The organism is Mesorhizobium sp. B2-7-3 (assembly GCF_006440715.1).
In the GTDB taxonomy this organism is placed as follows: domain Bacteria; phylum Pseudomonadota; class Alphaproteobacteria; order Rhizobiales; family Rhizobiaceae; genus Mesorhizobium; species Mesorhizobium australicum.
In genome coordinates, this window is the sequence record NZ_VFTY01000002.1 from 62,764 (window position 1) to 85,994 (window position 23,231).

Annotated in this window: 26 protein-coding genes; 21 read left to right on the forward strand and 5 right to left on the reverse strand. The window is 63.0% G+C overall.

The features are described from left to right. Positions 1-26: 26 nt before the first annotated feature. On the reverse strand, positions 27-932 hold the full coding sequence (locus FJW04_RS04295) for a DMT family transporter (protein WP_140712577.1): 906 nt from the start codon (positions 930-932) through the stop codon (positions 27-29). Between the two features lie 132 nt (positions 933-1,064). Here FJW04_RS04295 and FJW04_RS04300 point away from each other — a divergent pair, with 132 nt between their 5' ends. The 3 genes from FJW04_RS04300 to FJW04_RS04310 all read left to right on the forward strand — a co-directional run bounded on the left by FJW04_RS04300 (position 1,065) and on the right by FJW04_RS04310 (position 3,213). Next, on the forward strand, positions 1,065-1,517 hold the full coding sequence (locus FJW04_RS04300) for an Lrp/AsnC family transcriptional regulator (protein WP_140712579.1): 453 nt from the start codon (positions 1,065-1,067) through the stop codon (positions 1,515-1,517). A 91-nt stretch (positions 1,518-1,608) separates the two neighbouring features. Next, entirely contained in the window at positions 1,609-2,337 is a 729-nt protein-coding gene (locus FJW04_RS04305) for a class I SAM-dependent methyltransferase (RefSeq protein ID WP_140712581.1), read from the forward strand. A 105-nt stretch (positions 2,338-2,442) separates the two neighbouring features. Beyond that, positions 2,443-3,213, forward strand: a complete 771-nt coding sequence (locus FJW04_RS04310) for a sulfite exporter TauE/SafE family protein (protein WP_015315255.1) — start codon at positions 2,443-2,445, stop codon at positions 3,211-3,213. Positions 3,214-3,226: 13 nt separating this feature from the next. Here the strand turns inward: FJW04_RS04310 and FJW04_RS04315 are convergent, their stop codons facing one another. Next, positions 3,227-3,778 (reverse strand): DUF2269 family protein, encoded by a 552-nt coding sequence (locus FJW04_RS04315; protein ID WP_140712583.1) that lies wholly within the window; start codon positions 3,776-3,778, stop codon positions 3,227-3,229. Positions 3,779-4,103: 325 nt separating this feature from the next. Here FJW04_RS04315 and FJW04_RS04320 point away from each other — a divergent pair, with 325 nt between their 5' ends. The 8 genes from FJW04_RS04320 (at position 4,104) to FJW04_RS04355 (ending at position 9,561) form a co-directional block, all read left to right on the forward strand. Further along, positions 4,104-4,484, forward strand: coding sequence for a hypothetical protein (locus tag FJW04_RS04320; protein WP_023771684.1), 381 nt, complete (start codon positions 4,104-4,106; stop codon positions 4,482-4,484). A gap of 384 nt (positions 4,485-4,868) precedes the next feature. Beyond that, a complete protein-coding gene (locus tag FJW04_RS04325) occupies positions 4,869-5,402 on the forward strand; it encodes a DUF1465 family protein (protein WP_015315258.1) in 534 nt (177 codons plus the stop codon). Positions 5,403-5,490: 88 nt separating this feature from the next. Then, on the forward strand, positions 5,491-6,000 hold the full coding sequence (gene ruvC / locus FJW04_RS04330) for a crossover junction endodeoxyribonuclease RuvC (RefSeq protein WP_140662639.1): 510 nt from the start codon (positions 5,491-5,493) through the stop codon (positions 5,998-6,000). Positions 6,001-6,055: 55 nt separating this feature from the next. Beyond that, complete coding sequence (locus FJW04_RS04335) at positions 6,056-6,325, forward strand: AbrB/MazE/SpoVT family DNA-binding domain-containing protein (RefSeq protein WP_015315260.1); 270 nt, start codon at positions 6,056-6,058, stop codon at positions 6,323-6,325. Beyond that, positions 6,303-6,722 carry a type II toxin-antitoxin system VapC family toxin gene (locus tag FJW04_RS04340; protein ID WP_140616636.1) on the forward strand — a complete coding sequence of 140 codons (420 nt, stop codon included), beginning with the start codon at positions 6,303-6,305 and terminating at the stop codon, positions 6,720-6,722. Before FJW04_RS04335 ends, FJW04_RS04340 begins: the two co-directional genes overlap by 23 nt. A 28-nt stretch (positions 6,723-6,750) precedes the next feature. Next, positions 6,751-7,371, forward strand: coding sequence for a Holliday junction branch migration protein RuvA (gene ruvA, locus FJW04_RS04345; RefSeq protein ID WP_015315262.1), 621 nt, complete (start codon positions 6,751-6,753; stop codon positions 7,369-7,371). A 43-nt stretch (positions 7,372-7,414) separates the two neighbouring features. Next, positions 7,415-8,452 (forward strand): Holliday junction branch migration DNA helicase RuvB, encoded by a 1,038-nt coding sequence (gene ruvB, locus FJW04_RS04350; protein WP_015315263.1) that lies wholly within the window; start codon positions 7,415-7,417, stop codon positions 8,450-8,452. Between the two features lie 212 nt (positions 8,453-8,664). Beyond that, on the forward strand, positions 8,665-9,561 hold the full coding sequence (locus FJW04_RS04355) for a metallophosphoesterase (RefSeq protein ID WP_140616637.1): 897 nt from the start codon (positions 8,665-8,667) through the stop codon (positions 9,559-9,561). Positions 9,562-9,586: 25 nt separating this feature from the next. On the opposite strand, the gene FJW04_RS04360 is transcribed toward FJW04_RS04355, so the two are convergent. After that, positions 9,587-10,837, reverse strand: a complete 1,251-nt coding sequence (locus FJW04_RS04360; protein WP_140712585.1) for a cellulase family glycosylhydrolase — start codon at positions 10,835-10,837, stop codon at positions 9,587-9,589. 54 nt (positions 10,838-10,891) lie between these two features. Here FJW04_RS04360 and ybgC point away from each other — a divergent pair, with 54 nt between their 5' ends. The 10 genes from ybgC (at position 10,892) to ftsH (ending at position 21,291) form a co-directional block, all read left to right on the forward strand. After that, entirely contained in the window at positions 10,892-11,371 is a 480-nt protein-coding gene (ybgC, locus tag FJW04_RS04365) for a tol-pal system-associated acyl-CoA thioesterase (RefSeq protein WP_140712587.1), read from the forward strand. Between the two features lie 270 nt (positions 11,372-11,641). Next, a complete protein-coding gene (tolQ, locus tag FJW04_RS04370; protein WP_015315267.1) occupies positions 11,642-12,352 on the forward strand; it encodes a protein TolQ in 711 nt (236 codons plus the stop codon). A 9-nt stretch (positions 12,353-12,361) separates the two neighbouring features. Then, positions 12,362-12,817 (forward strand): protein TolR, encoded by a 456-nt coding sequence (gene tolR / locus FJW04_RS04375; protein WP_140712589.1) that lies wholly within the window; start codon positions 12,362-12,364, stop codon positions 12,815-12,817. A gap of 7 nt (positions 12,818-12,824) precedes the next feature. Beyond that, complete coding sequence (locus FJW04_RS04380; RefSeq protein ID WP_140712591.1) at positions 12,825-13,982, forward strand: TonB family protein; 1,158 nt, start codon at positions 12,825-12,827, stop codon at positions 13,980-13,982. Positions 13,983-14,021: 39 nt separating this feature from the next. Next, a complete protein-coding gene (gene tolB, locus FJW04_RS04385; protein ID WP_140712593.1) occupies positions 14,022-15,332 on the forward strand; it encodes a Tol-Pal system beta propeller repeat protein TolB in 1,311 nt (436 codons plus the stop codon). 32 nt (positions 15,333-15,364) lie between these two features. After that, complete coding sequence (locus FJW04_RS04390) at positions 15,365-15,742, forward strand: four helix bundle protein (RefSeq protein WP_140712595.1); 378 nt, start codon at positions 15,365-15,367, stop codon at positions 15,740-15,742. 258 nt (positions 15,743-16,000) lie between these two features. Then, complete coding sequence (pal, locus tag FJW04_RS04395) at positions 16,001-16,507, forward strand: peptidoglycan-associated lipoprotein Pal (protein WP_015315272.1); 507 nt, start codon at positions 16,001-16,003, stop codon at positions 16,505-16,507. Between the two features lie 212 nt (positions 16,508-16,719). Further along, positions 16,720-17,814 (forward strand): tol-pal system protein YbgF, encoded by a 1,095-nt coding sequence (gene ybgF, locus FJW04_RS04400; RefSeq protein WP_140712597.1) that lies wholly within the window; start codon positions 16,720-16,722, stop codon positions 17,812-17,814. A gap of 58 nt (positions 17,815-17,872) precedes the next feature. Beyond that, positions 17,873-19,240: a tRNA lysidine(34) synthetase TilS gene (gene tilS, locus FJW04_RS04405; protein WP_140713263.1), complete on the forward strand. Its 1,368-nt coding sequence runs from the start codon at positions 17,873-17,875 to the stop codon at positions 19,238-19,240. Between the two features lie 122 nt (positions 19,241-19,362). Then, a complete protein-coding gene (ftsH, locus tag FJW04_RS04410) occupies positions 19,363-21,291 on the forward strand; it encodes an ATP-dependent zinc metalloprotease FtsH (protein WP_015315275.1) in 1,929 nt (642 codons plus the stop codon). A 277-nt stretch (positions 21,292-21,568) separates the two neighbouring features. Here the strand turns inward: ftsH and FJW04_RS04415 are convergent, their stop codons facing one another. Together FJW04_RS04415 and FJW04_RS04420 are read right to left on the reverse strand one after the other, a co-directional pair. Then, a complete protein-coding gene (locus FJW04_RS04415; RefSeq protein ID WP_140712599.1) occupies positions 21,569-22,027 on the reverse strand; it encodes a hypothetical protein in 459 nt (152 codons plus the stop codon). Between the two features lie 295 nt (positions 22,028-22,322). Then, entirely contained in the window at positions 22,323-23,180 is an 858-nt protein-coding gene (locus FJW04_RS04420; protein WP_015315277.1) for a hypothetical protein, read from the reverse strand. Positions 23,181-23,231 lie beyond the last annotated feature (51 nt).

The window sequence follows — 23,231 nt, forward strand, 5'->3', positions numbered from 1 at the left end:
ATCCGCCGGGCAGCCGGCGCGTCGCCTTACCTGATCGGCTCGGGGCTCGCGGCGGCCGGTCTCGGTTTCCACAATGTCCAGCCGAGGTTCATGCCCGCGGCCGCGATCAGGATGGCGGCGGCGCCGGCGACCTGACTGAGGTGCAGCCGGTGGCCGAAGGCGGTGACATCGACCAGGATGGCAACGACCGGATAAATGAAGGACAGCGACCCCTGCAGATGCGTCGGCAGCTTCTGGATGGCGCCGTACATAAGGATGTACATCAGGCCGGTGTGGACGATGCCGAGCGTTGCCAGCATGGCCCAGCTCCATGGATCGCCGGGGAGATGCGCGAGATTGGCGAAGGGCGCGAGCATGACGACGCCGACGCAGACCTGAATCAGCGCGATCAGATGCGGTGGCGTGCCCTTGAGCTTCTTGGTGACGATTGCCGCGACGGCCCAGAAAAAGGCGGCGGCCAGGGCCATCAGGATGCCGGCGAAATAGTTCGTGCCGACATCAGCGGCATCGGGAGCAGCGGCGACGATCAGCAGCATGCCGGCGAAGGCGATTGCCAGCCATGTCAGCTTGGTCAATGTCAGCCGCTCGGCGAACAAGAGCGCGCCGAAGCCGACCAGCATGAAAGGCTGCGTGTTGTAGACGGCGGTGGCGATCGAGATCGACGCGCGCGAGAAGGCGCTGAACAAGAGCAGCCAGTTGATGACGATCGCCGCACCCCCAAGCGCGGCAAGGCCGATGACGCGCAACGACAGCCTGTTGCGCAGTAATCCAAGCGAAGCGCAGATGAAGAGCAGCGTCAGCGCGCCGAACGCGCAGCGCCAGAACACGACATCCATGATCGGCTGACCGGACATGATGACGAACCAGCCGATCGTTCCCAGGATCGCCATTGCGGCCGACATTTCGACCGTGCCTCGTACCGTATCGTTCATAATAAGCCTCTGAACCCGTTGAGGCGGCATAATCTCATGAGAGGTCTGAGCTATCCAGGTCCTAGAAAAGGTGATATGACGGGATTGCCTAATTAAATTAGGTATCCGCCCGAAATCCGCGGGAAATAGAAGATGCTGGATGATTTGGACCGAAATCTGCTGGAAATCCTGGTCAGGGATGCGCGAACCTCGCTGAAGGATCTGGCGGCCCAGGTCGGGCTATCGTCGCCGAGCGTTTCGGAGCGGCTGCGGCGCCTCGAGGAGCGCGGCGTCATCCGGGCGTTCACCGTCGAGATCGATCCGCTGGCGCTCGGCTATACGCTGCAGGCGATCGTGCGGATCAAGCCTCTGCCGGGCAAGCTGCACATCGTTCAGAAATTGATCGAGGAGATTGAGGCGTTTGGCGAATGCGACAAGGTGACCGGCGACGACTGCTTCGTCGCCCGGCTGTTCGTGCGCTCGATCGGCGACCTCGACGGCATTCTCGATCGCATCGCCGACAAGGCCGAGACCAGCACCGCCATTATCAAGGCACAGCCGATCCGGCGGCGACCGCCGCCACTAGGATTGCCGACGGCCTCGTAGGCTTGACAGGGCATGGCAGTGGTGGAAAGGCGCAGCCAGTCCACCAAATATCAGTCTTCCGCCGGATGATTGTCCGAGGAGCCAGAAAAAGATGGCGCAGAACATTTACGATCAACCCGATTTTTTCGCGGGCTACAGCCAGCTTGGCCGCTCCGTCGAAGGCCTGGATGGTGCCGCCGAGTGGCCGGCGTTGCGCGCGATGCTGCCCGATGTCGGTGGCCTGAGGGTCGTCGACCTCGGCTGCGGCTTTGGCTGGTTCTGCCGCTGGGCACATGAAAATGGGGCGAGGGAAGTCCTTGGGCTGGACCTGTCGGAAAAGATGCTGGCCCGTGCGAGAGCGGCCGGCCCGGACACCGGCATCACCTACGAGAGAGCCGACCTCGACCAGCTCAGCCTGCCGCAAGGCGGCTTCGACCTCGCCTACAGTTCGCTCGCCTTGCATTACGTCGAAGACATTCAGCGCCTGTTCGGGACCGTGCACGAAGCCCTGTCGCCCGGCGGCCATTTCGTCTTCTCGACCGAGCATCCGATCTACATGGCGCCGACCAATCCGGGCTGGTCGATCGATGGGGAGGGGAAAAGGACCTGGCCTGTCGACCAGTATCTGGTGGAAGGGCCGCGCAAGACCAACTGGCTGGCCAAGGGGGTGGTGAAACATCACCGCACCATCGGGACCACGCTCAACACCCTGATCCGCACGGGTTTCACAATCGAGCATGTCGAGGAATTCCATCCGACCGACGCGCAGATCGCGGCCAGACCGGACCTGGCGGAAGAACTCGAGCGGCCGATGTTCCTGCTGGTTTCGGCGTGCCGATAGAATAGGGGCATGGCGAGGCGCGCGGGTTGCTTTTGCTGTCGCTCGACTCAAGATTGTGGGCTATTCAGGCGTCGACGCGCTTTCCCTCCAGATCAGTTCCTCCTCATGTCAGGCCTGCTTCTCGATCCGTGGTTCTACGCGGCCGCCATTCCGGCGGTCATCCTGGTCGGCCTGTCCAAGGGCGGCTTCGGCGGCGCGGTTGGTTTCGTCGGCGTGCCGCTGATGGCGCTGACCATGCCGCCGGTTCAAGCGGCCGCCATCCTGCTGCCCATCCTGTGCCTGATGGACATCGTCTCGGTGTGGACATGGTGGGGCGTGTACGACCGCAAGATGCTGGTCGACATGATGCCGGGCGCCATCGTGGGCATCGGGCTTGGCTGGCTGACGGCGGCACTGGTCACCGAGGAAGCGGTGCGGCTCATCGTCGGCGCCGTTGCCATCATCTTCGTGCTGCGCTGGCTTTACCTGCAATTTCGTCATGGTTCCGACCATGCGGCCGCACCTAATCGCGTGGCCGCGGCCATATGGGGCACGGTCGCAGGCTTCACCAGCTTCGTCGCCCATGTCGGCGGCCCGCCCTTCCAGGTCTATGCCTTGCCGATCCGGCTCGACCCCAAGGTGTTGTCGGGCACGGCAGCGATCTTCTTCGCCGCTACCAACGCGCTGAAACTCATCCCGTATTTCGCGCTCGGCCAGTTCGACACCGCCAATCTGACGGCGTCCGCCGTGCTGATGCCGCTGGCGCCACTGTCGACCATCGCCGGTGCCTGGCTGGTGCGGCGGATGCGGCCAGAAATTTTTTATCCCTTCACCTATGCGACCGTGGCGGTCGTGGCAGTGAAGCTTCTGTGGGACGGGATCGCCGGCATCATGTAGCGCTCCAGCCGCGTCAGGCGGCGCTGGGCACCATGCGTCTTGGCCGGCTGAGCGCCATTGTGGCACCGGCGGCAAGGACCACCACCATGCCGGCGAGAATCCCGACGTCGTGCAGGGTAGGCTTCAGAACCATGTCGGTGATGATGATGAGCATGACCGCATAGTCGAAGCGCGCCGCCCGCAGGATGCGATGTCCATAGCCAAGTGCCGCAGGCGTCACGCCATCCCTGGCGATCATCGCGCCCATGCGGTCGGCGGTCGGCTTAAAGACGAACATGCCGATGCAGAAGGTCGTGGCGTAGCCGGCAAGCCCGATCAGGACCCAGAGATCGGAGAAGCCGACCCAGAACGAGCACATGATCAATCCGAAGACCAATGTCAGCATCGACATCGGAGCGAAGAAGCGGTTGCCCAGTTCGCCAGTGGCGCGCATCGCCTGCAGCGTTCCCTGGATGTTGCCGGCGCGATCCGCCAGCGTCGCCAGCACCATCAGCGTGAAGCCGCCGCCGACCCAAAGCATCGCCGAAAGGATGTGCAGCAATTTGATGATGGAATACCAATCCATGGCTTTCTCCCCGATGTCCAATGGTTGCTGGCGAGGCCGCGCCATTGCCCGCCCGCCGCTTCGATGCCGCAGCGTTTAGCGGCGCGGCTGTTTCAGGACGATGTCGTGGAAAAACCGGCTGTGTTTCAGGCTGCCGGCTAACGAAAGGAGAAACTAATATGATGAACCCACCGCCCGGTTTTCTGCTATCGTCGGCAGCGTCGGGGGGCGACATCGTCCGGAAACACTGCCGATGCTAGTGCCGAAGCCGGAGTCCGGCGGCGACAGCGTTCGCCTGACGATCAATCCATTCCCAGCTTGGGAAAAGGCAATTCGGGGGACTAATATGCAAGGGGTAGCACGGAATTTCTTCACGCTGGCGATCATCTACGCGCTGTGCGGCATGGCGCTCGGCATCCACATGGCAATCAGTGAAGACCACGGCCAGATGCCGACCCACGCCCACACGATGGTGGCCGGTTGGCTGATGTCGGCGGTTTTCGCGTTCTTTTACCACCTGTTTCCGGCTGCCGGGCAAAAGACGCTGGCCCTTGTCCATTTCTGGCTGACGGCAATCAGCGGCATCGGGCTGATGATCGGCCTTTATATACTGCTTGCCGGAAATCCGGGGATCGAGCCGTTGCTGGGGATATCTTCGATCGGCTTCTACGCAGGCATGCTGCTGTTTGCCTTCATCGCCTTGCCGGTGGTGTGGAAAAAAGCCTGAGTGAAGGCTGAAACCCAGCCGGTGCGGCTGTGTTGTTACGGCACAGGAGCACGGTGTTGGGTAAAAAAACATCAGAGCCGTTAAGGGTTCATTAAGCTTTACAGGCGTTTACTATGTCCATCCAGTGATCTGGATTCTTACCGAGTGGTTGGAGCCACTTTGTTTGACGCCTCCCTGTTAAACTCCTGAGAGCCGCCTTATCCGCGGCTCTTTTTTTGTCCGCACCCAGGCGGCATTCCGCACGGCCGAACTCCGTTAACCTTCTGTTAAACATGTGCTTGCCTTCACCCCGGACGAAGCGCATTTTCAAGCTTCAGTTTTATAGGGTCACGGGTGTATCGGCAGAGAGCCGAATCGGCCGGTCGCAAGTGCAGGGGCGTATCAATGAACGAGCCTTCGAAGGGCATTGCGAAAACCGTCAAGCTGGCGGAACGCCGGGTGTTTTCGCACTCCTTCAAACCGCTTTACCAGGAAGGCATGGGCCTGGTCGAACAGGCGGCGGAGTATCTCGACGGCAAGGGCCGGGCAGAGGCCAAGAAACTGTCGCGGCTGGCGGCCACGCTCTACGCGGCCGAATCGATGCGGCTGACCACCAGGCTGATGCAGGTTGCCTCGTGGCTGCTTTTGCAGCGTGCGGCGAATTCCGGCGAGATGACGCGCGATCAGGTCGCTTCGGAAAAATCCAAGGTGCGTCTCGACACCGCTTCCGCCCATGACGAGGCGGCCGGCTGGGCCGAACTGCCGACCGACTTTCTCGATCTCGTCAACCGGTCGTTGCGCCTGCAGGCATTGGTGCGCCGAATGGACGAAGAGATCTATGGCGCAGGCGCCGTGGTCGACATGCAGCCCGTGGCCCGCCGGCCCAATCCGGTGTCGGACCAGATCAGCCTGCTCAACACGGCTTTCGCCCGCAACTGAGAAACGTCGAGGCCTCCCGGTTGGCTGAGCGTTTCCGGTTTGTCCACTTTTCGCTGGCATCGCTGTCCGCCGGAGGTACACTCACGGCATGGGGGACGCGATTCGCATCATCGGGATCGATCCGGGGCTCAGGCGCACCGGCTGGGGCATCGTCGAGAGCCTCGGCAATTCCTTGCGCTTTGTTGCTGCGGGCACCGTGCGCTCGGAGGACAAGGCGGCGCTGGCGACGCGGCTCTGCCAGCTGCATGACGGGCTTGCCGACATCCTGCACCAGGCGATGCCGCATGAAGCCGCGGTCGAACAGACCTTCGTCAACAAGGATGCCGTTGCGACGCTGAAGCTCGGCCAGGCGCGCGGCATCGCCATGCTGGTGCCGGCGCGCGCCGGCCTCGTCGTCGCCGAATATGCGCCGAACGCGGTGAAGAAAGCGGTGATCGGCGTCGGTCACGGCGACAAGAAGCAGATCCACATGATGGTGAAGGTGCTGTTGCCGAAAGCGATCTTCGACACCGAACATGCCGCCGACGCGCTGGCCATCGCGATTTGTCACGTGCATCACCGGCAAAGTGCCGCTTACCGAATGGCGCTTGCCGAATAGCAATGTTCTTGACTTGTTCACGCTGCGCGCGTAGTAATACCCTAGAGGTATTACCGTGCGCGTGACCACCAAGGGCCAAGTCACAATCCCCAAGCCGATAAGGGACCATCTGGGCATCGGACCGGGCTCCGAGGTTGAGTTCGTGGCCACCGAGGAAGGGGCTCGGCTCGTTGCCGTCAATGAAAACCTGTCCGATGAAGAAGTCGCGCGCAGGTTCAGGAATATTCTCCACGGCATGGCGGGCACACTGGATCTGGGAGGCATGACCGCCGACGCTTACATGGAGTGGTTGAGAGGCCCGCGTGAAGATCTCGACGTTGATTGACACCAATGTCCTCATCGACGTTTGGGGGCCAACCGGGCCGCTGACGGAATGGTCAGCGTCTGCAATCGTTTCATGCCGTAGCGACGGCGCATTGGTCGTCAATACAATCGTCTGGTCTGAGCTCGCGCCGCTGATCCCGACGGAGACGGCGCTTCGAAGAGCCGTCGACATGCTCGAAATGGATCGCGAACTTGTACCTTGGGACGCGGCATTCCTTGCGGGCGTCACGCATTCCCGCTATCGCCGGGCCGGTGGCGTTCGGGAACGCACCTTGCCTGATTTCTTTATTGGTGCTCATGCGGCTGTTGCCGGACATCGTCTTTTGACCCGCGACGCCGCGCGCTATCGCAGTTATTTCCCCGATCTCGATATCATCTCTCCGGAAACGCACCCATGAGGGGCTTATCTCCCATGAAAGATCTGGCATGATAGGCAAGCTCAAGGGTACGCTCGACGAGGTCGACGAAGACCATTGTCTCGTCGATATCCACGGCGTCGGCTACGTCGCGTACTGCTCGACCCGCACGCTTGCCGCGCTGCCTTCGCCTGGCGAAGCGGTGGTGCTGTTCATCGAGACCTATGTGCGAGAGGACATGATCCGGCTCTATGGTTTCCAGTCGCAGCTCGAGCGCGAATGGTTTCGGCTGCTGATGAACAATGTGCCGGGTGTCGGCGCCAAGGTGGCGCTGGCCATCCTGTCGACGCTGGCGCCGGCTGACCTTGCCAATGCCATTGCACTGCGCGACATCGCCATGGTTTCCCGCGCGCCCGGCGTCGGCAAGAAGGTGGCCGAGCGCATCGTCACCGAATTGAAGGCCAAGGCGCCGGCCTATGCGGGCACCGCCACCGGCACCATTGGGCTCAAGCAGGAACTCGGCGAAGGCGTAGCGCCGGCGCCGATCACCGACGCCGTCTCGGCGCTGGTCAATCTCGGCTATTCCCGCGACACCGCCGCCAATGCGGTGTCAGCAGCGCTGAAGACGGCGGGCGAGGGCGCCGATGCGTCCAAACTGATCCGTTTTGGGTTGAAGGAACTGGCACGGTGAGCCATCGCTTGTCCGGGGCGCTGCCCTGTGCAAGGAAGGTCCCATGAGCCTTTCCCCCCGCCTCATTGCACCGGAAAAGCGCGGCGAGGATGCCGAGCAGACCCTGCGGCCGCAAACGCTTGACGATTTCGTCGGCCAAGCGGCGGTGCGGGCCAATCTCAAGGTCTTCATAGAGGCCGCCAAGGGCCGCAAGGAAGCGCTCGACCATGTGCTGTTCGTCGGACCGCCGGGGCTGGGCAAGACGACGCTGGCGCAGATCATGGCGCGCGAACTCGGTGTCAATTTCCGCTCGACCTCCGGGCCGGTCATCGCCAAGGCCGGCGATCTCGCGGCATTGCTTACCAATCTCGAAGAAGGCGACGTGCTGTTCATCGACGAGATCCACAGGCTCAACCCGGCGGTGGAGGAAATCCTTTATCCGGCGATGGAGGATTTCCAGCTCGACCTGATCATCGGCGAGGGTCCGGCGGCGCGTTCGGTGAAGATCGACCTAGCGCACTTCACGCTGGTCGCCGCCACCACGCGGCTCGGCCTGCTCACCAATCCGCTGCGCGACCGCTTCGGCATCCCGGTGCGGCTCAACTTCTACACCGTCGAGGAGTTGGAGCAGATCGTGCGGCGCGGCGCGCGCATCCTGCAGATGCCACTCGGCGACGACGGTGCGCTGGAAATCGCGCGGCGCGCGCGCGGCACGCCACGCATTGCCGGACGGCTGCTGCGGCGCGTGCGCGATTTCGCCTCGGTGGCCGGCGACGGCCATGTCGACCGCCTGATCGCCGACGAGGCCTTGACCCGGCTCGAAGTCGACGCGCTTGGCCTCGACGCCCTCGACCGCCGCTATCTCAGCATGATCGCCCGTAATTTCGGCGGCGGTCCGGTCGGCATCGAGACCATCGCCGCCGGCCTGTCCGAGCCGCGCGATGCCATCGAGGACATCATCGAGCCCTATCTGATCCAGCAGGGGTTCATCCAGCGCACACCACGCGGACGCATGCTGACCGCCAATGCCTGGCGCCATCTCGGCCTCGATGCGCCGAAGGATTTGGCACAGCAGCAGATCAATCTGTTCCAGGAAGAATAGCCACGCAAGCGATCAGGCGCGGCTTTCGCGGACTAGCGATCAAGCATCAGTGAACGGGCCTGCGCAAATTCTCCTCATCTTCGCCGGCTTACCGGCGTATTGCTGGATTTTGTCGGGTTCGCTGCATCCATGCATGTCGTCCAACCAAAACCGAGATCGCTTTTGGGCGACATGTAGCAGCGCATGCCGAAATGAGGTGCCGGAGCCACTTGATGATAACCAGACGCGGGTTCCTGCGCTTTATCGGCGGGTCGTTCCTGTCGGTCGCCTCCTTCAGCGCCTACGCCGTCGGTATCGAGCCGATGCTGCTGACGCATGTGAAGCGCTATGCGCTGACGCCACCGCATTGGCCGGCCGGATTGAAGCTGCGCGTCGTCGCGCTCGCCGACATCCATGCCTGCCGGCCATGGATGACGCCGGAGCGGATCGCTTCGCTTGCCGAAGAGGCGAATGCCTTGCAGCCGGACCTGATCGTGCTGCTCGGCGACTACATAGCCGGCATGCGCCTGGTGTCGCAAAGGGTGACGCCGCCGGAATGGGCTGGCGCCCTGTCGGGCCTCAAGGCGCCGCTCGGCGTGGTGTCGATCCTCGGCAATCACGACTGGTGGGCCGACGGCTTTGCGCAGCGTGCCGAAGTCGGCCCGACGATCGCGCGCAAGGCTCTGGAGAAAGCCGGCATCCCGGTGCTGGAGAACGACGCCGTGCGTCTGGAAAAGGACGGACATGGCGTCTGGATCGCGGGCCTCGCCGATCAGTTGGCGCTGTTGCCGAAAAAGAAGCACGAGCCTCCCAGGGGATTGGACGATCTCGACGGCACGCTGGCCAAAATCAGCGACGCCGCGCCCGTCATCCTGCTGGCGCACGAACCGGACATTTTTCCAAAAGTGCCGTGGCGTGTGTCGCTGACGCTATCGGGACACACCCATGGCGGGCAGGTGCGGCTGTTCGGCTATTCGCCGATCGTGCCATCCCAGTTCGGCAATCGCTACGCCTATGGCCATGTCGTCGAGAACGACCGCAACCTCATCGTCTCGGGCGGGCTTGGCTTCAGCAATTTGCCGATCCGTTTCGGAATGCGCCCGGAAATCCTGCAGATAGACCTCGGCTGACCGGCGCGTCATGGCAGGCTTCGGGTCATGGCAGGCTTCGGATTGCGTCCAGCACGTCAGGCTCGGCCTTGTCGCCATTGAATGCGTCGACGATGCCGAAAGCCCCGCCATAGCTCCACACCGACCATGAGAAGCCATGCGCTTCGGCCCGAGCGATCATGTCCCTGACATAGGCGGCCCGATATTCGGCCGGCACCACATAGGCATTGCCATACTCCTGGCGGATCATGCCGAACTCGCCCAGCGTGATGTCTTCCGGCTTGATGCCGTTGGCCTTCGCCCAAGCCTCGACAGCCTTGAACGGCGCATCCATCAGGCCAAGCAGCTTGTCGGCGCTGTCCATGCTGGCGACCTGCTCGTCGAGATAGGCAAGCAGGCCATTCTGCCGTGTCCACGGCGCCTCGGCCTTGATCCGGGCGCGGATGGTGTCCAGCGTCACATCAAGCTGCGCCTTCGGCACCGCGGTCAAAGGATAGGGCAGGCCGGTCACATAGGGAATGAAGTCGCCGGCCCAGGTCGCGCCCTGATGGGTGAGCAGGAACGGGTCGTAGGAGTGGAAGGTCCAGATGACGTTGTCGTCGGGGATCGTCTTCGGGTCGATCTTTTCCAGAGACGAAGCAGCGGAATAGCAAGCTCCGGTCAGGATCAGCGTCAGTTTCGTCGCCGAGGCGCGCGCCGCCGCGAACAGCTTGCGCTGGCGGTCGGGCCACAGGCTGGTGCCGTCGCTGTCGCAATCGACGATCGGCTCGTTCATCGGTTCGAAAGCGACCTTTTCGGGATCTTCGGCGGCCAGCTTGCGCGCCATGCCGCGAGCCACCTCGACATAGCGGTCGAAGGTCGCGGGGTCGTCCATCACCTCGCCCATGCCGATCTTGCGGCCGCCGCCGGCCGGGATCAGGTGCATGTCGACGATGACCTTCAGTCCGGCGCGATTGATCATGCGCGCCGAGTCCAGCACGCTGGCATAGAGTTGGTCACGAAGGTCCGTTGTCTTGTCCGAGAGAAAAGGCGACGGATCGACCGGCATGCGCAGGAAATCGAAGCCGGCATCCTTCAGCGCCTTGAGGTCGTCCTCGTTGAGGAATTTGCGCCATTCCGGGTAGGGCAGGATGGCCTTGCCATCACCCCACTGGTCCTCGCCGGGCCAGGTGACCCACTGGTCGAGATTGAGACCGCGCTTCATGGAGAAGGTCGCCGCCCCACCCGACAGTGTAGAAGCGGCCAGCGCCAGCACGACCGCCATCAAGCTCTTGATCATCGTCGTCAACAGTGCCATCGGGTTCATGCGCCGAAAAATACCTGCCGCGTCGGCATCCAAAAAGGAAGCGCAATGGGCGATCATGGTGAATCCGCGGCATTGCAGGCAGGGCTTTCCGGTGCGCTGACCGAGTTCGGCCACCGGCTGATGGCGCGGGTCTATTATGCCGATACCGATTTCTCGGGCGTCGTCTATCACGCGCGCTATCTGGAATTCCTCGAGCGCGGCCGCTCCGACTATCTCAGGCTCACCGGCGTGCATCACACCGAACTCGCCGACGGCAAGCACGGCGAGAAGATCGTGTGGGTGGTGCGCCGCATGGAGATCGACTTCCGCATCCCCGCCCGTATCGATGACATCCTGACCATCGATACCCGCACCGAGACCATTTCCGGCGCGCGCATCTTCATGGCGCAGCAGCTCAAGCGCGGCGACGAGGTGCTGGTCGAGGCCAAGGTCGAGGCGGCGATCATCGGCGAGAATGGCCGGCCGAGGCGTTTTCCCAGGGAATGGATGGCGGCGTTCATGCCCAAGGTCTTTCCCCAAGACTGATTGGACGGATAGCGTGCTGACTTCGCCGGCGCGGTGCCGGGGGCGCGGCAATGCGCCGCGCCTTATGGACTAACCCATCCTTAACCATAACGGTTCATGAAGAGATTGGGGAAGATTGGCGTTATCGAGCGCCTTCCTTTCACCAATATTTGCCCCGAAAAGGCCGCTAACGGCACGGTTTGGGGTGTCCGGTAGCTTCGTGCGAACCGACCACAAGGGATGCCATGGGCCAGCCGCCAGCTTCGCCCGGAAAATCTTAAGGACGTAACGATGGAAAATATCGCACTCGCCGAACCGGGCGCGCAATTGTCGATTTGGGCCTTGTTCATGCAGGCCAGCTGGGTGGTCAAGCTGGTCATGATCGGGCTGCTCTGCGCTTCGGTGTGGACCTGGGCGATCATCGTCGACAAGCTGGTTGCCTACGGCCGCATGCGCTTGGCGCTGAACCGCTTCGAGCAGGTTTTCTGGTCGGGGCAGTCGCTGGAGGAACTCTACCGCACTCTTGCCGACCGCAAGACGACAGGCATGGGCGCCATCTTCGTCGCCGCCATGCGCGAATGGAAGAAGAGTTTCGAGAAAGGCGCCAAGTCGCCGCTCGGCCTGCAGACCCGCATCGACAAGGCCATGGACCTGGCGCTGACCCGTGAGATGGAAAAGCTGGAGGGCCGCCTCGGCTTTCTCGCCACCACCGGCTCGGCGGCACCTTTCATCGGCCTGTTCGGCACTGTCATCGGCATCATGACCTCGTTCCAGGCCATCGCCGGCTCAAAGAACACCAGTCTCGCGGTGGTCGCGCCCGGCATCGCCGAGGCGCTGCTGGCAACGGCCATCGGCCTGCTTGCCGCCATTCCGGCGGTCATCGCCTATAACAAGCTGTCATCGGATGCGAGCAAGATCGCCGTGCGCATGGAGGGGTTCTCCGACGAGTTCTCCGCCATACTCTCGCGCCAAATCGATGAAAAAGTCGCGCCGAAGGCCTGAGGGACGATCATGGGAATGTCTGTAGGCATGGGCGGAGGACGCGGCGGGCGCGGCCACAGGCGGCGCGGCCGCCATCACGCGTTGATGTCGGAAATCAACGTCACGCCGATGGTCGACGTGATGCTGGTGCTGCTGATCATCTTCATGGTCGCGGCGCCAATGCTGACGGTCGGCGTGCCGATCGACCTGCCCGACACGCAGGCCAAGGCGATGAATGCCGACACCCAGCCGATCACCGTCTCGATCGATGCGACCGGCAAGATCTTCCTGCAGGAAACCGAGATTCCGATCGAGGAACTGGTGGCCAAGCTGCAGGCGATCTCGAAGACCGGCTATGAAGAGCGCATCTTCATCCGCGGCGACAAGTCGACCGACTACGGCACGGCGATGAAGGTGATGGCTCGCATTTCGGCCGCTGGCTACAAGAACATCGGCCTGGTTTCACTGCAGGAACAGGATCAATAGACGCACGATGAGGACCGGCCTCACCACATCGGTGATCTTGCATACGGCGGTGCTGGCCTTCGGCCTGTTCACCCTGTCGGCGCCGGCCGCGCTTCCGTCCGCCGATGTCGAGTCCGTCGCGGTCGACATCGTGCCGATGGAAGCCATTGCGCAGACCCTGCAGGGCGACAAGAAGGCCGTCATGCATGAAAAGCCGGCGCCATTGCCGACGCAGCGTCCCGATATCGTGCCGAATGCGCAGAAGGTCGGCGAAAACAGCGTCGACACCGACAAGCCGATAACGCCTGAAGCCAAGCCGAAACCCGTCGACACGACCTCGGCTCCGGCGCCAGCGCCGACCCCGAAGGAAATCCCGAAGACCGACGACGTGCCGAAGCCGCAGGAAAAGCCCAAGCCCATTCCGGCGACGGAAGTGGCGCCAGCGCCGACGCCCAAGGAAGAGGTCAAGCCTGAGCCGGTCAAGCAGACCGAGCCGAAGCCCACTCCGGCAAAGCCCGCGCCGACACCGCCGCCGCAGGACAAGACCGCCGCCATTGATCCGACACCCGAGGTCAAGCCCGACGCCGTCGCCGAGGCCATAGCCAAGGACCCGCCCACCGAGGAGACGCAGTTGCCGAATTCGGCGCCCGCGCCGGAGGCCCGACCGAAGCCGCAGCCGGCACAGGCCGAAAGCGCCAAGGCGCCTGAACGCAAGGATGCCGACAAGCCAGTCAAGGAAGCCTCGTCCAAGCCAAAGTCGGACGACAAGCAGTTCAACGCCAACGAGATTTCGGCGCTGCTCGACAAGCAGAAGCCGTCCGGCGGCGGCGCCAAGCGCTCGACGCAGCAAGCGTCGCTCGGCGGCGACAAGGATCAGGGCCAGAAGCTGTCGAAGTCGGAGCAGGGCGCCCTGGAAAGCCAGCTCGGCGGTTGCTGGACCTTGCCAGCCGGGCTTGAAGGTTCGGAGAATTTCGTCGTCGTCGTCCGTTTCAACCTGAACACCTCCGGCAAGCTCGACGGCCGTCCTTCCGTTGAAACGTCGAGCGGCAACAGGCAGTTCGACGAGAGCGCGGTGCGCGCGGTTCAGAAATGCGACATGGCCGGCCTGCAGGTTCCCGCCGGCAAGCAGGACATCTGGAACGACATCCGGGTCACATTCGACCCAAGGGAGATGCTCGGCCTCTAGGCCCTGATATCCGAAGATCAGTATGAGAAGCGAGAAGACATGAAATCAATCCTCAAGCCGCTCCTGACGATTGCAGCCATGGCGCTGGGCATGACGGCCATCGTTTCGATGCCTGCCTGGGCGCTGGTCGAACTCAACGTCAACAAGGGCAATGTCGAGCCGTTGCCGATCGCCATCACCGATTTCCAGGGCGGCGACGCACTTGGCGCGCAGATTTCCCAGATCGTCACCGCCGACTTGAAGCGCTCCGGCCTGTTCGCGCCGATCGACAAGAGCGCCTTCATCGAGAAGATCGCCAATCCGGACGCAACCCCCCGCTTCGACGACTGGAAGGTGATCAATGCGCAGGCTCTGGTCACCGGCAGCGTCAGCAAGGAAGCAGACGGCCGCATCCGCGCCCAGTACCGGCTGTGGGACACATTCGCGGGGCAGCAGATGGCCGGTGAGCAGTTCTTCGCCAACGACGCCAATCAGCGCCGCGTCGCCCATATCATCGCCGACGCCATCTATGAGCGGCTGACCGGCGAGAAGGGCTATTTCGACACGCGTGTCGTCTTCATCGACGAGTCCGGCGCCAAGAACGCGCGCAAGAAGCGCCTCGCCATCATGGACCAGGACGGCGCCAACGTCCGCTACCTTTCGGACGGCAGGTCGATCGTGCTGACGCCGCGCTTCTCGCCGAACCGGCAGGAAATCACCTACATGTCCTATGAGAGCGGCCAGCCCAGGGTCTATCTCCTGCAGATCGAGACCGGGCAGCGTGAACTGGTAGGCAATTTTCCAGGCATGACCTTTGCACCGCGCTTCTCGCCCGACGGCCAGAAGGTGATCATGAGCCTGCTGCGCGACGACGGCAATTCCAACATCTTCGCCATGGACCTGCGCAGCCGTTCGACGACGCGGCTGACCAACTCGACCGCCATCGACACCTCGCCTTCCTACTCGCCCGACGGCAGCAAGGTGGTGTTCACCTCCGACCGTGGCGGTCGCGCGCAGATCTACGTCATGGGCGCCGACGGATCGGGCCAGACCCGCATCTCCTTCGGCGACGGCGTCTATTCGACGCCGGTGTGGTCGCCGCGCGGCGACCTCATCGCCTTCACCAAGCAGAGCGGCGGCGAATTCCAGATCGGCGTCATGAAGACCGACGGCTCGGGCGAGCGCATACTGTCGTCCGGCTTCCAGCAGGAAGGCCCGACCTGGGCGCCGAACGGCCGCGTGCTGATGTTCTTCCGCGACGCCAATGGCGGCCCGAAACTGGTTTCCGTCGATCTCACCGGCCGCAACGAGCAGCCGATCCCGACGACGAACTTTGCTTCGGATCCGGCTTGGTCACCGCTGCTGGAATAGAACGGGAATTGGCGAATTGAAGAATTGAAGAGATGGAGAAAGTAGAGGGCTACGTTAAGCGAGCAAAGGATCTAGAGGTCTACAAGCGCGCTTACGTGGTCTCTCTGGCGGTTCACAAGGCCACCCTCGCTTTTCCCAAGATAGAGCAATACGCGCTGGCCGATCAGCTGCGGCGTTCCAGCAAAGGGATTTGCGCCAATCTGGCCGAGGGATTTGCCAAACAGAGCCACTCCAAAGCCGAATTTGCCCGGTTCATTTCGATGGCCATAGGATCGTGCAGTGAAGTGGAGACGTGGATTTCATACGCGTTCGATCTCGAATACATCTCGCAGGCGCAACGGGACGAGTGGCTACAATCGTATGGCCAGGTGTACGGAATGCTGGTGAACCTCAGAGTGAAGCTAGGGTGACCATCCTTCTTCAATTCTTCAGTTCTCCAACTCTTCAATTCCCCTCTTACATTCCCCTTTTCCATGCCTTCGTCGCGTTTTGGCCGCATTTCCGCCTAGGGTCCGCGCCAACTGTGGCCTATGACAAAACAGCTGCGGACGGGCAGCCTAAACCAAATTTTAACCGTGTTTCTTGAATGCCGGTTAACCCAAACGTGGTTACTGGGTGATCAACGAAATCACTCGAACATGATCACTCGAATACGAAGGAGAGGCGGCATGGGCCGTATCGCAGCACTGACCAGAAACCCGGCCATGATCGCGCTGGTGGCGATGCTCGCCATCACCGGTTGCGCTTCGAAGAAGACCCCGAACAGCGCCGCTGACCTTGGCCTCAATGGCGCGGGTGCCGCAACACCCGGCTCGGCACAGGACTTCACCGTCAACATCGGCGACCGTATCTTCTTCGATACGGACTCGACCTCGATCCGCGCCGACGCACAGACGACGCTGTCGCGCCAGGCACAGTGGCTGAACCAGTACAAGCAGTATGCCATCGTCGTCGAAGGCCATGCCGACGAACGCGGCACGCGCGAATACAATCTGGCGCTCGGTGCCCGCCGTGCCGCCGCCACGCGCGACTTCCTGGTTTCCAAGGGCGTTTCGGCGAGCCGTCTCAAGACGATTTCCTACGGCAAGGAACGTCCGGTCGCCGTATGCGACGACATCTCCTGCTGGTCGCAGAATCGCCGCGCCGTCACCACGCTCAGCGGCGCTGGTTCCTGAGGCGTCGCGCGCCGAAAGGCGCGCACGGCACAGATGGCAAAAATACAACACCTCTTTGCGAAAGGCGGTCCTCGGGCCGCCTTTTTCATGTCCTGACACCCGAAACAAAATTTGGCCGAAGTCTCGCGCCCTGCTATGAGCCGAGGGCGCTTGGCTGGTCTCACATCGATTGGAAGGCGCGAACAAGCTAACGATTGGACGGCGAGAGACACATGCATTTGAGATCGGTTCTGAGCGGCACGCTGGCGCTGCTGCTCCTATCAGGCGTAACCGCTTCGGCGAGCGGTACAGGGCAATCAGCCGATACCGGCTTTTCCTTCCATCTGCCGACACTCGAGTTGCCCAGCCTTTTCGGCGAGAAGAAAAAGCAAGATCAGGTCCAGCTTGCCCAGTCGAGCGGCGCCGGCGTGACCGGGCTCGAGGACCAAATGCGGCAGCTGACCGGCAAGGTCGAGGAACTCAATTTCCAGATCCTGCAGATGCAGGAGCAGATCCGCAAACAGCAGGAAGACAACGAGTTCCGCTTCCAGCAGCTTGAAGGCGGCTCGCAAGGTGGACAACCGCCGGCGCAGAAGAAATCAGATGCCACCACCGGGACCAACACCGACGTGGCCTCGGCCCCGGCAACCCAGGCGCCGGCCGATGCCGGCGCCGCGCCCGGCGGCGATCAATCCACAGGCGGCAAGACAGTCGAGGACGTCATCGTCGAGTCACCCGACGGTGACCCCGGCAAGGTGATCCCCGGCAAGGGAGCGCCCGAAAAGACCTTTGGGTCCATCACTGTCGACAAGAACGGCAATGTGATCGATGCCGGCGGCAGCACGCAGGCAACCGCGCCGGCACAGGACACGGCACCAGCCGCCAGCGCGCCGGCCAAGGCCGGCAAGTCCGGCGGCACGGTGGTCGCCGCGCTGCCCGCGACCAACAATCCCGAAGAGCTCTATCGCAACTCCTACCAGTTCATCCTGTCGGGTGACTACGGCACCGCCGAACAGGGTTTCCGCGATCATATTTCGCGCTTCCCCAAGGACGCCAAGGCGGCGGACGCGCATTACTGGCTGGGGGAATCGCTGCTTGGCCAGCAGAAATATCGCGATGCGGCGGAAGTCTTCCTCGCCGCCAGCAAGGATTATCCCAAAGCCAAGAAGGCGCCCGACATGCTGTTGAAGCTGGGCGTGTCGCTGGTCGGTCTCAAGCAGCACGATGTTGCCTGCGCCACCTTCAGCGAGGTCGGCAAGCGCTATCCCGATATTTCCAGCACACTCAAGGAACGCGTCAAGCAGGAGAAGGCCCTGGCTGCGTGCTGATTTTTTCTGGGGGTCTCGTAGTCCCAAAACCGGGACCGCTTTTTGGCGACATGGATTGATGCTCGATACCGGGCCTGATCTTTCGACCGGACTCTTTTCGCATATCGATTTTTCCAACGGCGCCGTCGCGGCCGTATCCGGGGGCAGCGATTCGACTGCGCTCCTTCTCCTTCTCAAACAGCACCTCGACAAAACCGCACCGTCCGCGAAGCTGCTCGCGGTCACGATCGACCACGGGTTGCGACAGGGTTCGGCCGATGAGGCGCGGACCGTGGCGAAGCTTTGCGCGGAACGCGGCATCGCCCACCGCATCCTGGCCTGGTCCGGCGCCAAGCCGTCGACCGGCCTGCCGGCGGCGGCGCGCGAGGCGCGCTACCGGCTGCTGGCCAGCGCCGCCCGGGCGGAAGGCGTCGGCCTGATCGTGACCGGACATACAGCGGACGACCAGGCCGAGACGGTGCTGATGCGGCGCGATCGCAACGATGCGATCCGCGACGAGGGGCGGGGCCTCGCCGGCATGGCGCCCGCCACCCTGCATGGCTGGCGCGACTGGATCGTGCGACCGCTTCTCGGCGTGCGGCGCCATGCGCTGCGCGATTTCCTGCGGCGCCAACAGGTCGGTTGGGCCGAGGACCCGACCAATGCCGATGAAGCTTTCGAGCGGCCGCGCATGCGCGCAGCCCTTGCCGGGGAGGCCGGCGCGCAGCGCATGAACGACGCGCTGGCGTTGGCCGCGCGGCAGGCCGGCGACCGGACGCGGCTTGGCGGTGAGGCCGCCCGTCTGATCGAGCGCTTTGCCAGCCAGCCGGCGGCGGGCCTCATCCGGCTCGATCCGGCCCTGCTCGGCGCCGGCGGCGATCGGGCGGCCGTATACGCACTGCGCGTTCTCCTGGCGACGTCGGGCGGGATTGCCTTCCTGCCGGACCAGGCTCGCGGCGAGGCGTTGTTCGCCCGGCTGAAAGCCGGATTTCTTTGCGCCACATTGTCGCGGACAGTGGTCGACTTCCGGCGCGCCGGCATCTTCCTGCGTCGGGAGATGCGCGATTTGCCGGCGGCGGCGGCAACGATCGACGGCGCCATCTGGGATGGGCGCCGCCAAATCACATTGAACGACGCCGGCGGCGCATTGTTGATCGCGCCATTCGGGGCAATGGCGGCGAAGCGGCTGGCTGTAGGCCGGGACGAAACCCCGCCAAGCCTGCTGCGTGCGGCATTGGCGACGGAACCAGGCTGGCTGCAAGCCGCCGAGAAGGTGGGTCCGGAGCCTGATTGGCCGGCATCGCAAGGGTTCGCGGCCTCGCCGGTCGTTGCTCCCTTTGCCCGCTTCCTGCCGTCTTTCGACCTGGCCCCGGCGCGCGCCGTCGCCGGGTTGATCGGCGCGGCACCGCTTCCCGCCTTGCCATTGCGTGGCCACGGTGCCGGTTGATGCTGGGCGAAAGCTTAACCCAGACATGCTGTTCTGCTTGGCAAGGGGGTACGCTCTCCCTATGTTAGGCCCAAGTTTCCTCTCATGATGCTGTCCGCTCGCGGACGCCAACGGGACAATTGATGAATCCGAACTATCGCAACCTCGCGCTCTGGGCGATCATAGCGGTCCTGCTCATCGCCCTCTTCAATCTGTTCCAGACGCCGCAGACGCGCGGGGCTTCGAGCGATGTGCCTTATTCGCAGTTCCTGCAGGATGTCGCGGCCGGCCGGGTCAAGACGGTGACCATCGCGGGCGCCCGCATCACCGGCAACTACACCGACAATTCCAGCGGCTTCCAGACCTATTCGCCCGGCGATCCCCAGCTGGTCTCGCGGCTGCAGGACAAGAACGTCACCATCAATGCGCGGCCCGAGACCGACGGCTCCAATTCGCTGTTCGGCTATCTGATCTCGTGGCTGCCGATGATCCTGATCCTCGGCGTGTGGATATTCTTCATGCGCCAGATGCAGTCCGGCTCCGGGCGCGCCATGGGCTTCGGCAAGTCGAAGGCCAAGCTGCTTACCGAGGCGCATGGCCGCGTCACCTTCCAGGACGTCGCCGGCGTCGACGAGGCCAAGGAAGACCTCGAAGAGATCGTCGAATTCCTGCGCGATCCGCAGAAGTTCCAGCGCCTCGGCGGCAAGATTCCGCGCGGCGTGCTGCTGGTCGGCCCTCCCGGCACCGGCAAGACGCTGCTTGCCCGTTCGGTCGCCGGTGAAGCCAACGTGCCGTTCTTTACCATTTCGGGTTCGGATTTCGTCGAGATGTTCGTCGGCGTCGGCGCGTCCCGTGTCCGCGACATGTTCGACCAGGCCAAGAAGAATGCGCCCTGCATCATCTTCATCGACGAAATCGACGCCGTCGGCCGCCATCGCGGTGCCGGCCTCGGTGGTGGCAATGACGAGCGCGAGCAGACGCTGAACCAGCTGCTGGTCGAGATGGACGGCTTCGAGTCCAACGAAAGCATCATCCTGATCGCCGCCACCAACCGGCCCGACGTGCTCGATCCGGCGTTGCTGCGTCCAGGCCGTTTCGACCGCCAGGTGGTGGTGCCGAACCCAGACATCGTCGGCCGCGAGAAGATCCTCAAGGTGCATGTGCGCAACGTGCCGCTGGCGCCCAATGTCGACCTCAAGGTCGTCGCTCGTGGTACGCCCGGCTTCTCCGGCGCCGACCTGATGAACCTGGTCAACGAATCCGCGCTGATGGCGGCGCGGCGCAACAAGCGCCTCGTTACCATGGCCGAGTTCGAGGACGCCAAGGACAAGATCATGATGGGCGCCGAGCGCCGCTCGTCGGCCATGACCCAGGCCGAGAAGGAACTGACCGCCTATCACGAGGCCGGACACGCCATCCTGGCGCTCAACGTGCCGTCGGCCGATCCGCTGCACAAGGCGACCATCATCCCGCGCGGCCGCGCGCTCGGCATGGTCATGCAGTTGCCGGAAGGCGACCGCTATTCCATGAGCTACAAATACATGGTCTCGCGCCTCGCCATCATGATGGGCGGCCGCGTTGCCGAGGAGTTCAAGTTCGGGAAGGAGAACATCACGTCCGGTGCTTCCTCCGACATCGAGCAGGCGACCAAGCTGGCGCGCGCCATGGTCACGCGCTGGGGCTTCTCCGACAAGCTCGGCCATGTCGCTTATGGCGACAACCAGGAGGAAGTGTTCCTCGGCCATTCGGTGGCGCGCACGCAGAACATCTCGGAAGAGACCGCGCAGATCATCGACGGCGAAGTGCGCCGCCTGATCGACGAGGCCTATTCGACGGCGAAGTCGGTGCTGACCAAGAAGAAGAAGGAATGGATCGCGCTGGCGCAGGGCCTGCTCGAATACGAGACGCTGTCGGGCGAGGAGATCAAGCAGCTGATCGCGGGCAACAAGCCCTCGCGCGACCTCGGCGACGACACGCCGCCGAGCCGTGGCTCGGCCGTGCCGAAGTCCGGCGGCCGCCGCAAGAAGGGTCCCGAGCCCGAAGGCGGCATGGAGCCACAGCCGTCAAGCTAGACCAGAGCGGTTCACCGTTTCACGGAACGCAGAACCGCTCTGTTCTTTGACGCTATCCCCGACGCGCTTTAAGTCTTTGCTTCTAAGTATGTCGTCGCCCCCAAACCACCTTTGGGCGACATCGCATCAGGAGGCTGGCCGGACGTACATTTGGAACGTCAACCTCGGGCTAGCCCGAGGTCCAGATGTCGCCCGACAGCAGATCCTCGGGACAGCCTGAGGATAACGGCCACGTCTGCGGGAAAAACGGTGAACCGCTTTCCGCCGTTATCGCTTTTTATGATTCAGCTTTCAGCCGCGCATTGCACAGGCTGTAATAACCACCGCCCTTCTGGATCCAGCGAAGGCCGTTCAACGTACCTGCCTCCTTGTTGCCATGGTAACCCTGCAGGCAGGTCTTCATCCGTGCCTTCGCGGGCTTTTCGGTCTCGAACTCGGCGGCGAGGGTGGTCGGGAATGTTACGTCCGCTGGCGCTACGGTGGGGGCAAGTGCCGCGCTGGTTTCCTTTTTCGGCTGCGGTGCGGTTTCGACCTTATCCGCGCTGACACTCTCCGCAGCCGACGTCGCGCATTTCTCCTTGCGGAAAGCGGCCCAGTCCATGCCATTCAGAGTGCCGCTCTCCTTGGCTGTCCGATAGGTCTCCCCACATTCCTTCATCGTCAATGCGCTTGCAGGGGCGACGCCGCAAGCAACCAATGCCGTCACAGCCAATACCGCCAATTTTAAACTGGGCATAAGATCCTCCTGGTTGATGACAAGTTCAGACGTCTTTTGTATACTGTTTGTTCCTGATATGTTCAATCAGAATTTTCATGAGTTACCAATCAGCCTCGCGGCGAGAGTGTAAGCGAATTGATGATGCAGGCAGCTTCCGCGATATGCAGACGCGAGCAAGACCCTGGCGTCTTCGTGCGCAACAAAAGGCCCGCGAAGCAGATGCATCGCGGGCCTTTGCCTGGCCTTGCCAGATTTCATCTAATTCAATTCACCGTCATGCCCCATCGATCCCGGGGGGGATGCTATGCGCGGCTCAGCCCTTCAGCTTGGCATTGCAGAGGCTGTAGAAGCCGCCGCCCTTCTGGATCCACTTCAGACCGCCGAGTGCGTTGGCGTCCTTGAGGACATAGTACTGGTCAAGGCAGGTATGCATGCGGCCTTTTCCGGGGGTCTCGCTGGCATATTTCGCCGAGATCGCGGACGGGAAGGTGACGCCCTTGGGGGCAACCGTCGTCGGCTTTGCGGGTTCCTTGGTGTAGCTCGCCTCGCTTGGAGCGGGCACGCTGTCGTCATCCGAGGCACTGGCGCCGCATTCGGCCTTGCGGAAGTCGTTCCACTTCATGCCCTTCAGCGTGTTCGCCGTCTTGGCAGCCTGGTACTTGGTGCTGCATTCGGCCATGCTCAGGCCCTTGCCAGAAGCTGCGGCCGTCGTGGTCGCAGCCTTGGTGGTCGCCGGCTTGACGGTGTCGGCGGCGGCGGATGCGCCAGCGGCGCATTCGGCCTTGCGGAAGTCGTTCCACTTCATGCCGTTCAATGTGCCGGCGGCCTTGGCCGCCTGGTACTTGGTGCTGCATTCCTTGGCGGTCAGGCCCTTGGCCGTGCTGTCGCTGGCCGCTGCGGCGGCCTTGGTGGTCTTGGCCGGCTTGGCTTCGGCCGGCTTGGTTTCAGCAGCCTTGGTCGTGGCCGCCTTGGTGTCGGTGGTGGCGGCGGCGTCAGTGCCGCACTGTGCCTTGCGGAACTGGTTCCAGGTCGCCCCGGCAAGTGTCCCAGCGTCCTTGGCGGCGTTGTACTTCGTGCTGCACTCGGCCATCGTCAGCGCGTTGGCTGGCGCGGCCAGGAACAACGTCGCGACCGCAAGGCCGGTCAGAGTAGCAATTCGGTGGATGAGCATAGCGTTTCTCCGTGGCTGCAGCCCATTATACGTCCCAGCGAATCAATAACG

Coding starts and splice junctions, on each gene's coding strand:
- FJW04_RS04295 (WP_140712577.1), bottom strand. CDS start 932: ATGAACGATACGGTACGAGGCACGGTCGAAATGTCGGCCGCAATGGCG.
- FJW04_RS04300 (WP_140712579.1), top strand. CDS start 1,065: ATGCTGGATGATTTGGACCGAAATCTGCTGGAAATCCTGGTCAGGGAT.
- FJW04_RS04305 (WP_140712581.1), top strand. CDS start 1,609: ATGGCGCAGAACATTTACGATCAACCCGATTTTTTCGCGGGCTACAGC.
- FJW04_RS04310 (WP_015315255.1), top strand. CDS start 2,443: ATGTCAGGCCTGCTTCTCGATCCGTGGTTCTACGCGGCCGCCATTCCG.
- FJW04_RS04315 (WP_140712583.1), bottom strand. CDS start 3,778: ATGGATTGGTATTCCATCATCAAATTGCTGCACATCCTTTCGGCGATG.
- FJW04_RS04320 (WP_023771684.1), top strand. CDS start 4,104: ATGCAAGGGGTAGCACGGAATTTCTTCACGCTGGCGATCATCTACGCG.
- FJW04_RS04325 (WP_015315258.1), top strand. CDS start 4,869: ATGAACGAGCCTTCGAAGGGCATTGCGAAAACCGTCAAGCTGGCGGAA.
- ruvC (WP_140662639.1), top strand. CDS start 5,491: ATGGGGGACGCGATTCGCATCATCGGGATCGATCCGGGGCTCAGGCGC.
- ruvA (WP_015315262.1), top strand. CDS start 6,751: ATGATAGGCAAGCTCAAGGGTACGCTCGACGAGGTCGACGAAGACCAT.
- ruvB (WP_015315263.1), top strand. CDS start 7,415: ATGAGCCTTTCCCCCCGCCTCATTGCACCGGAAAAGCGCGGCGAGGAT.
- FJW04_RS04355 (WP_140616637.1), top strand. CDS start 8,665: ATGATAACCAGACGCGGGTTCCTGCGCTTTATCGGCGGGTCGTTCCTG.
- FJW04_RS04360 (WP_140712585.1), bottom strand. CDS start 10,837: ATGGCACTGTTGACGACGATGATCAAGAGCTTGATGGCGGTCGTGCTG.
- ybgC (WP_140712587.1), top strand. CDS start 10,892: ATGGGCGATCATGGTGAATCCGCGGCATTGCAGGCAGGGCTTTCCGGT.
- tolQ (WP_015315267.1), top strand. CDS start 11,642: ATGGAAAATATCGCACTCGCCGAACCGGGCGCGCAATTGTCGATTTGG.
- tolR (WP_140712589.1), top strand. CDS start 12,362: ATGGGAATGTCTGTAGGCATGGGCGGAGGACGCGGCGGGCGCGGCCAC.
- FJW04_RS04380 (WP_140712591.1), top strand. CDS start 12,825: ATGAGGACCGGCCTCACCACATCGGTGATCTTGCATACGGCGGTGCTG.
- tolB (WP_140712593.1), top strand. CDS start 14,022: ATGAAATCAATCCTCAAGCCGCTCCTGACGATTGCAGCCATGGCGCTG.
- FJW04_RS04390 (WP_140712595.1), top strand. CDS start 15,365: ATGGAGAAAGTAGAGGGCTACGTTAAGCGAGCAAAGGATCTAGAGGTC.
- pal (WP_015315272.1), top strand. CDS start 16,001: ATGGGCCGTATCGCAGCACTGACCAGAAACCCGGCCATGATCGCGCTG.
- ybgF (WP_140712597.1), top strand. CDS start 16,720: ATGCATTTGAGATCGGTTCTGAGCGGCACGCTGGCGCTGCTGCTCCTA.
- tilS (WP_140713263.1), top strand. CDS start 17,873: ATGCTCGATACCGGGCCTGATCTTTCGACCGGACTCTTTTCGCATATC.
- ftsH (WP_015315275.1), top strand. CDS start 19,363: ATGAATCCGAACTATCGCAACCTCGCGCTCTGGGCGATCATAGCGGTC.
- FJW04_RS04415 (WP_140712599.1), bottom strand. CDS start 22,027: ATGCCCAGTTTAAAATTGGCGGTATTGGCTGTGACGGCATTGGTTGCT.
- FJW04_RS04420 (WP_015315277.1), bottom strand. CDS start 23,180: ATGCTCATCCACCGAATTGCTACTCTGACCGGCCTTGCGGTCGCGACG.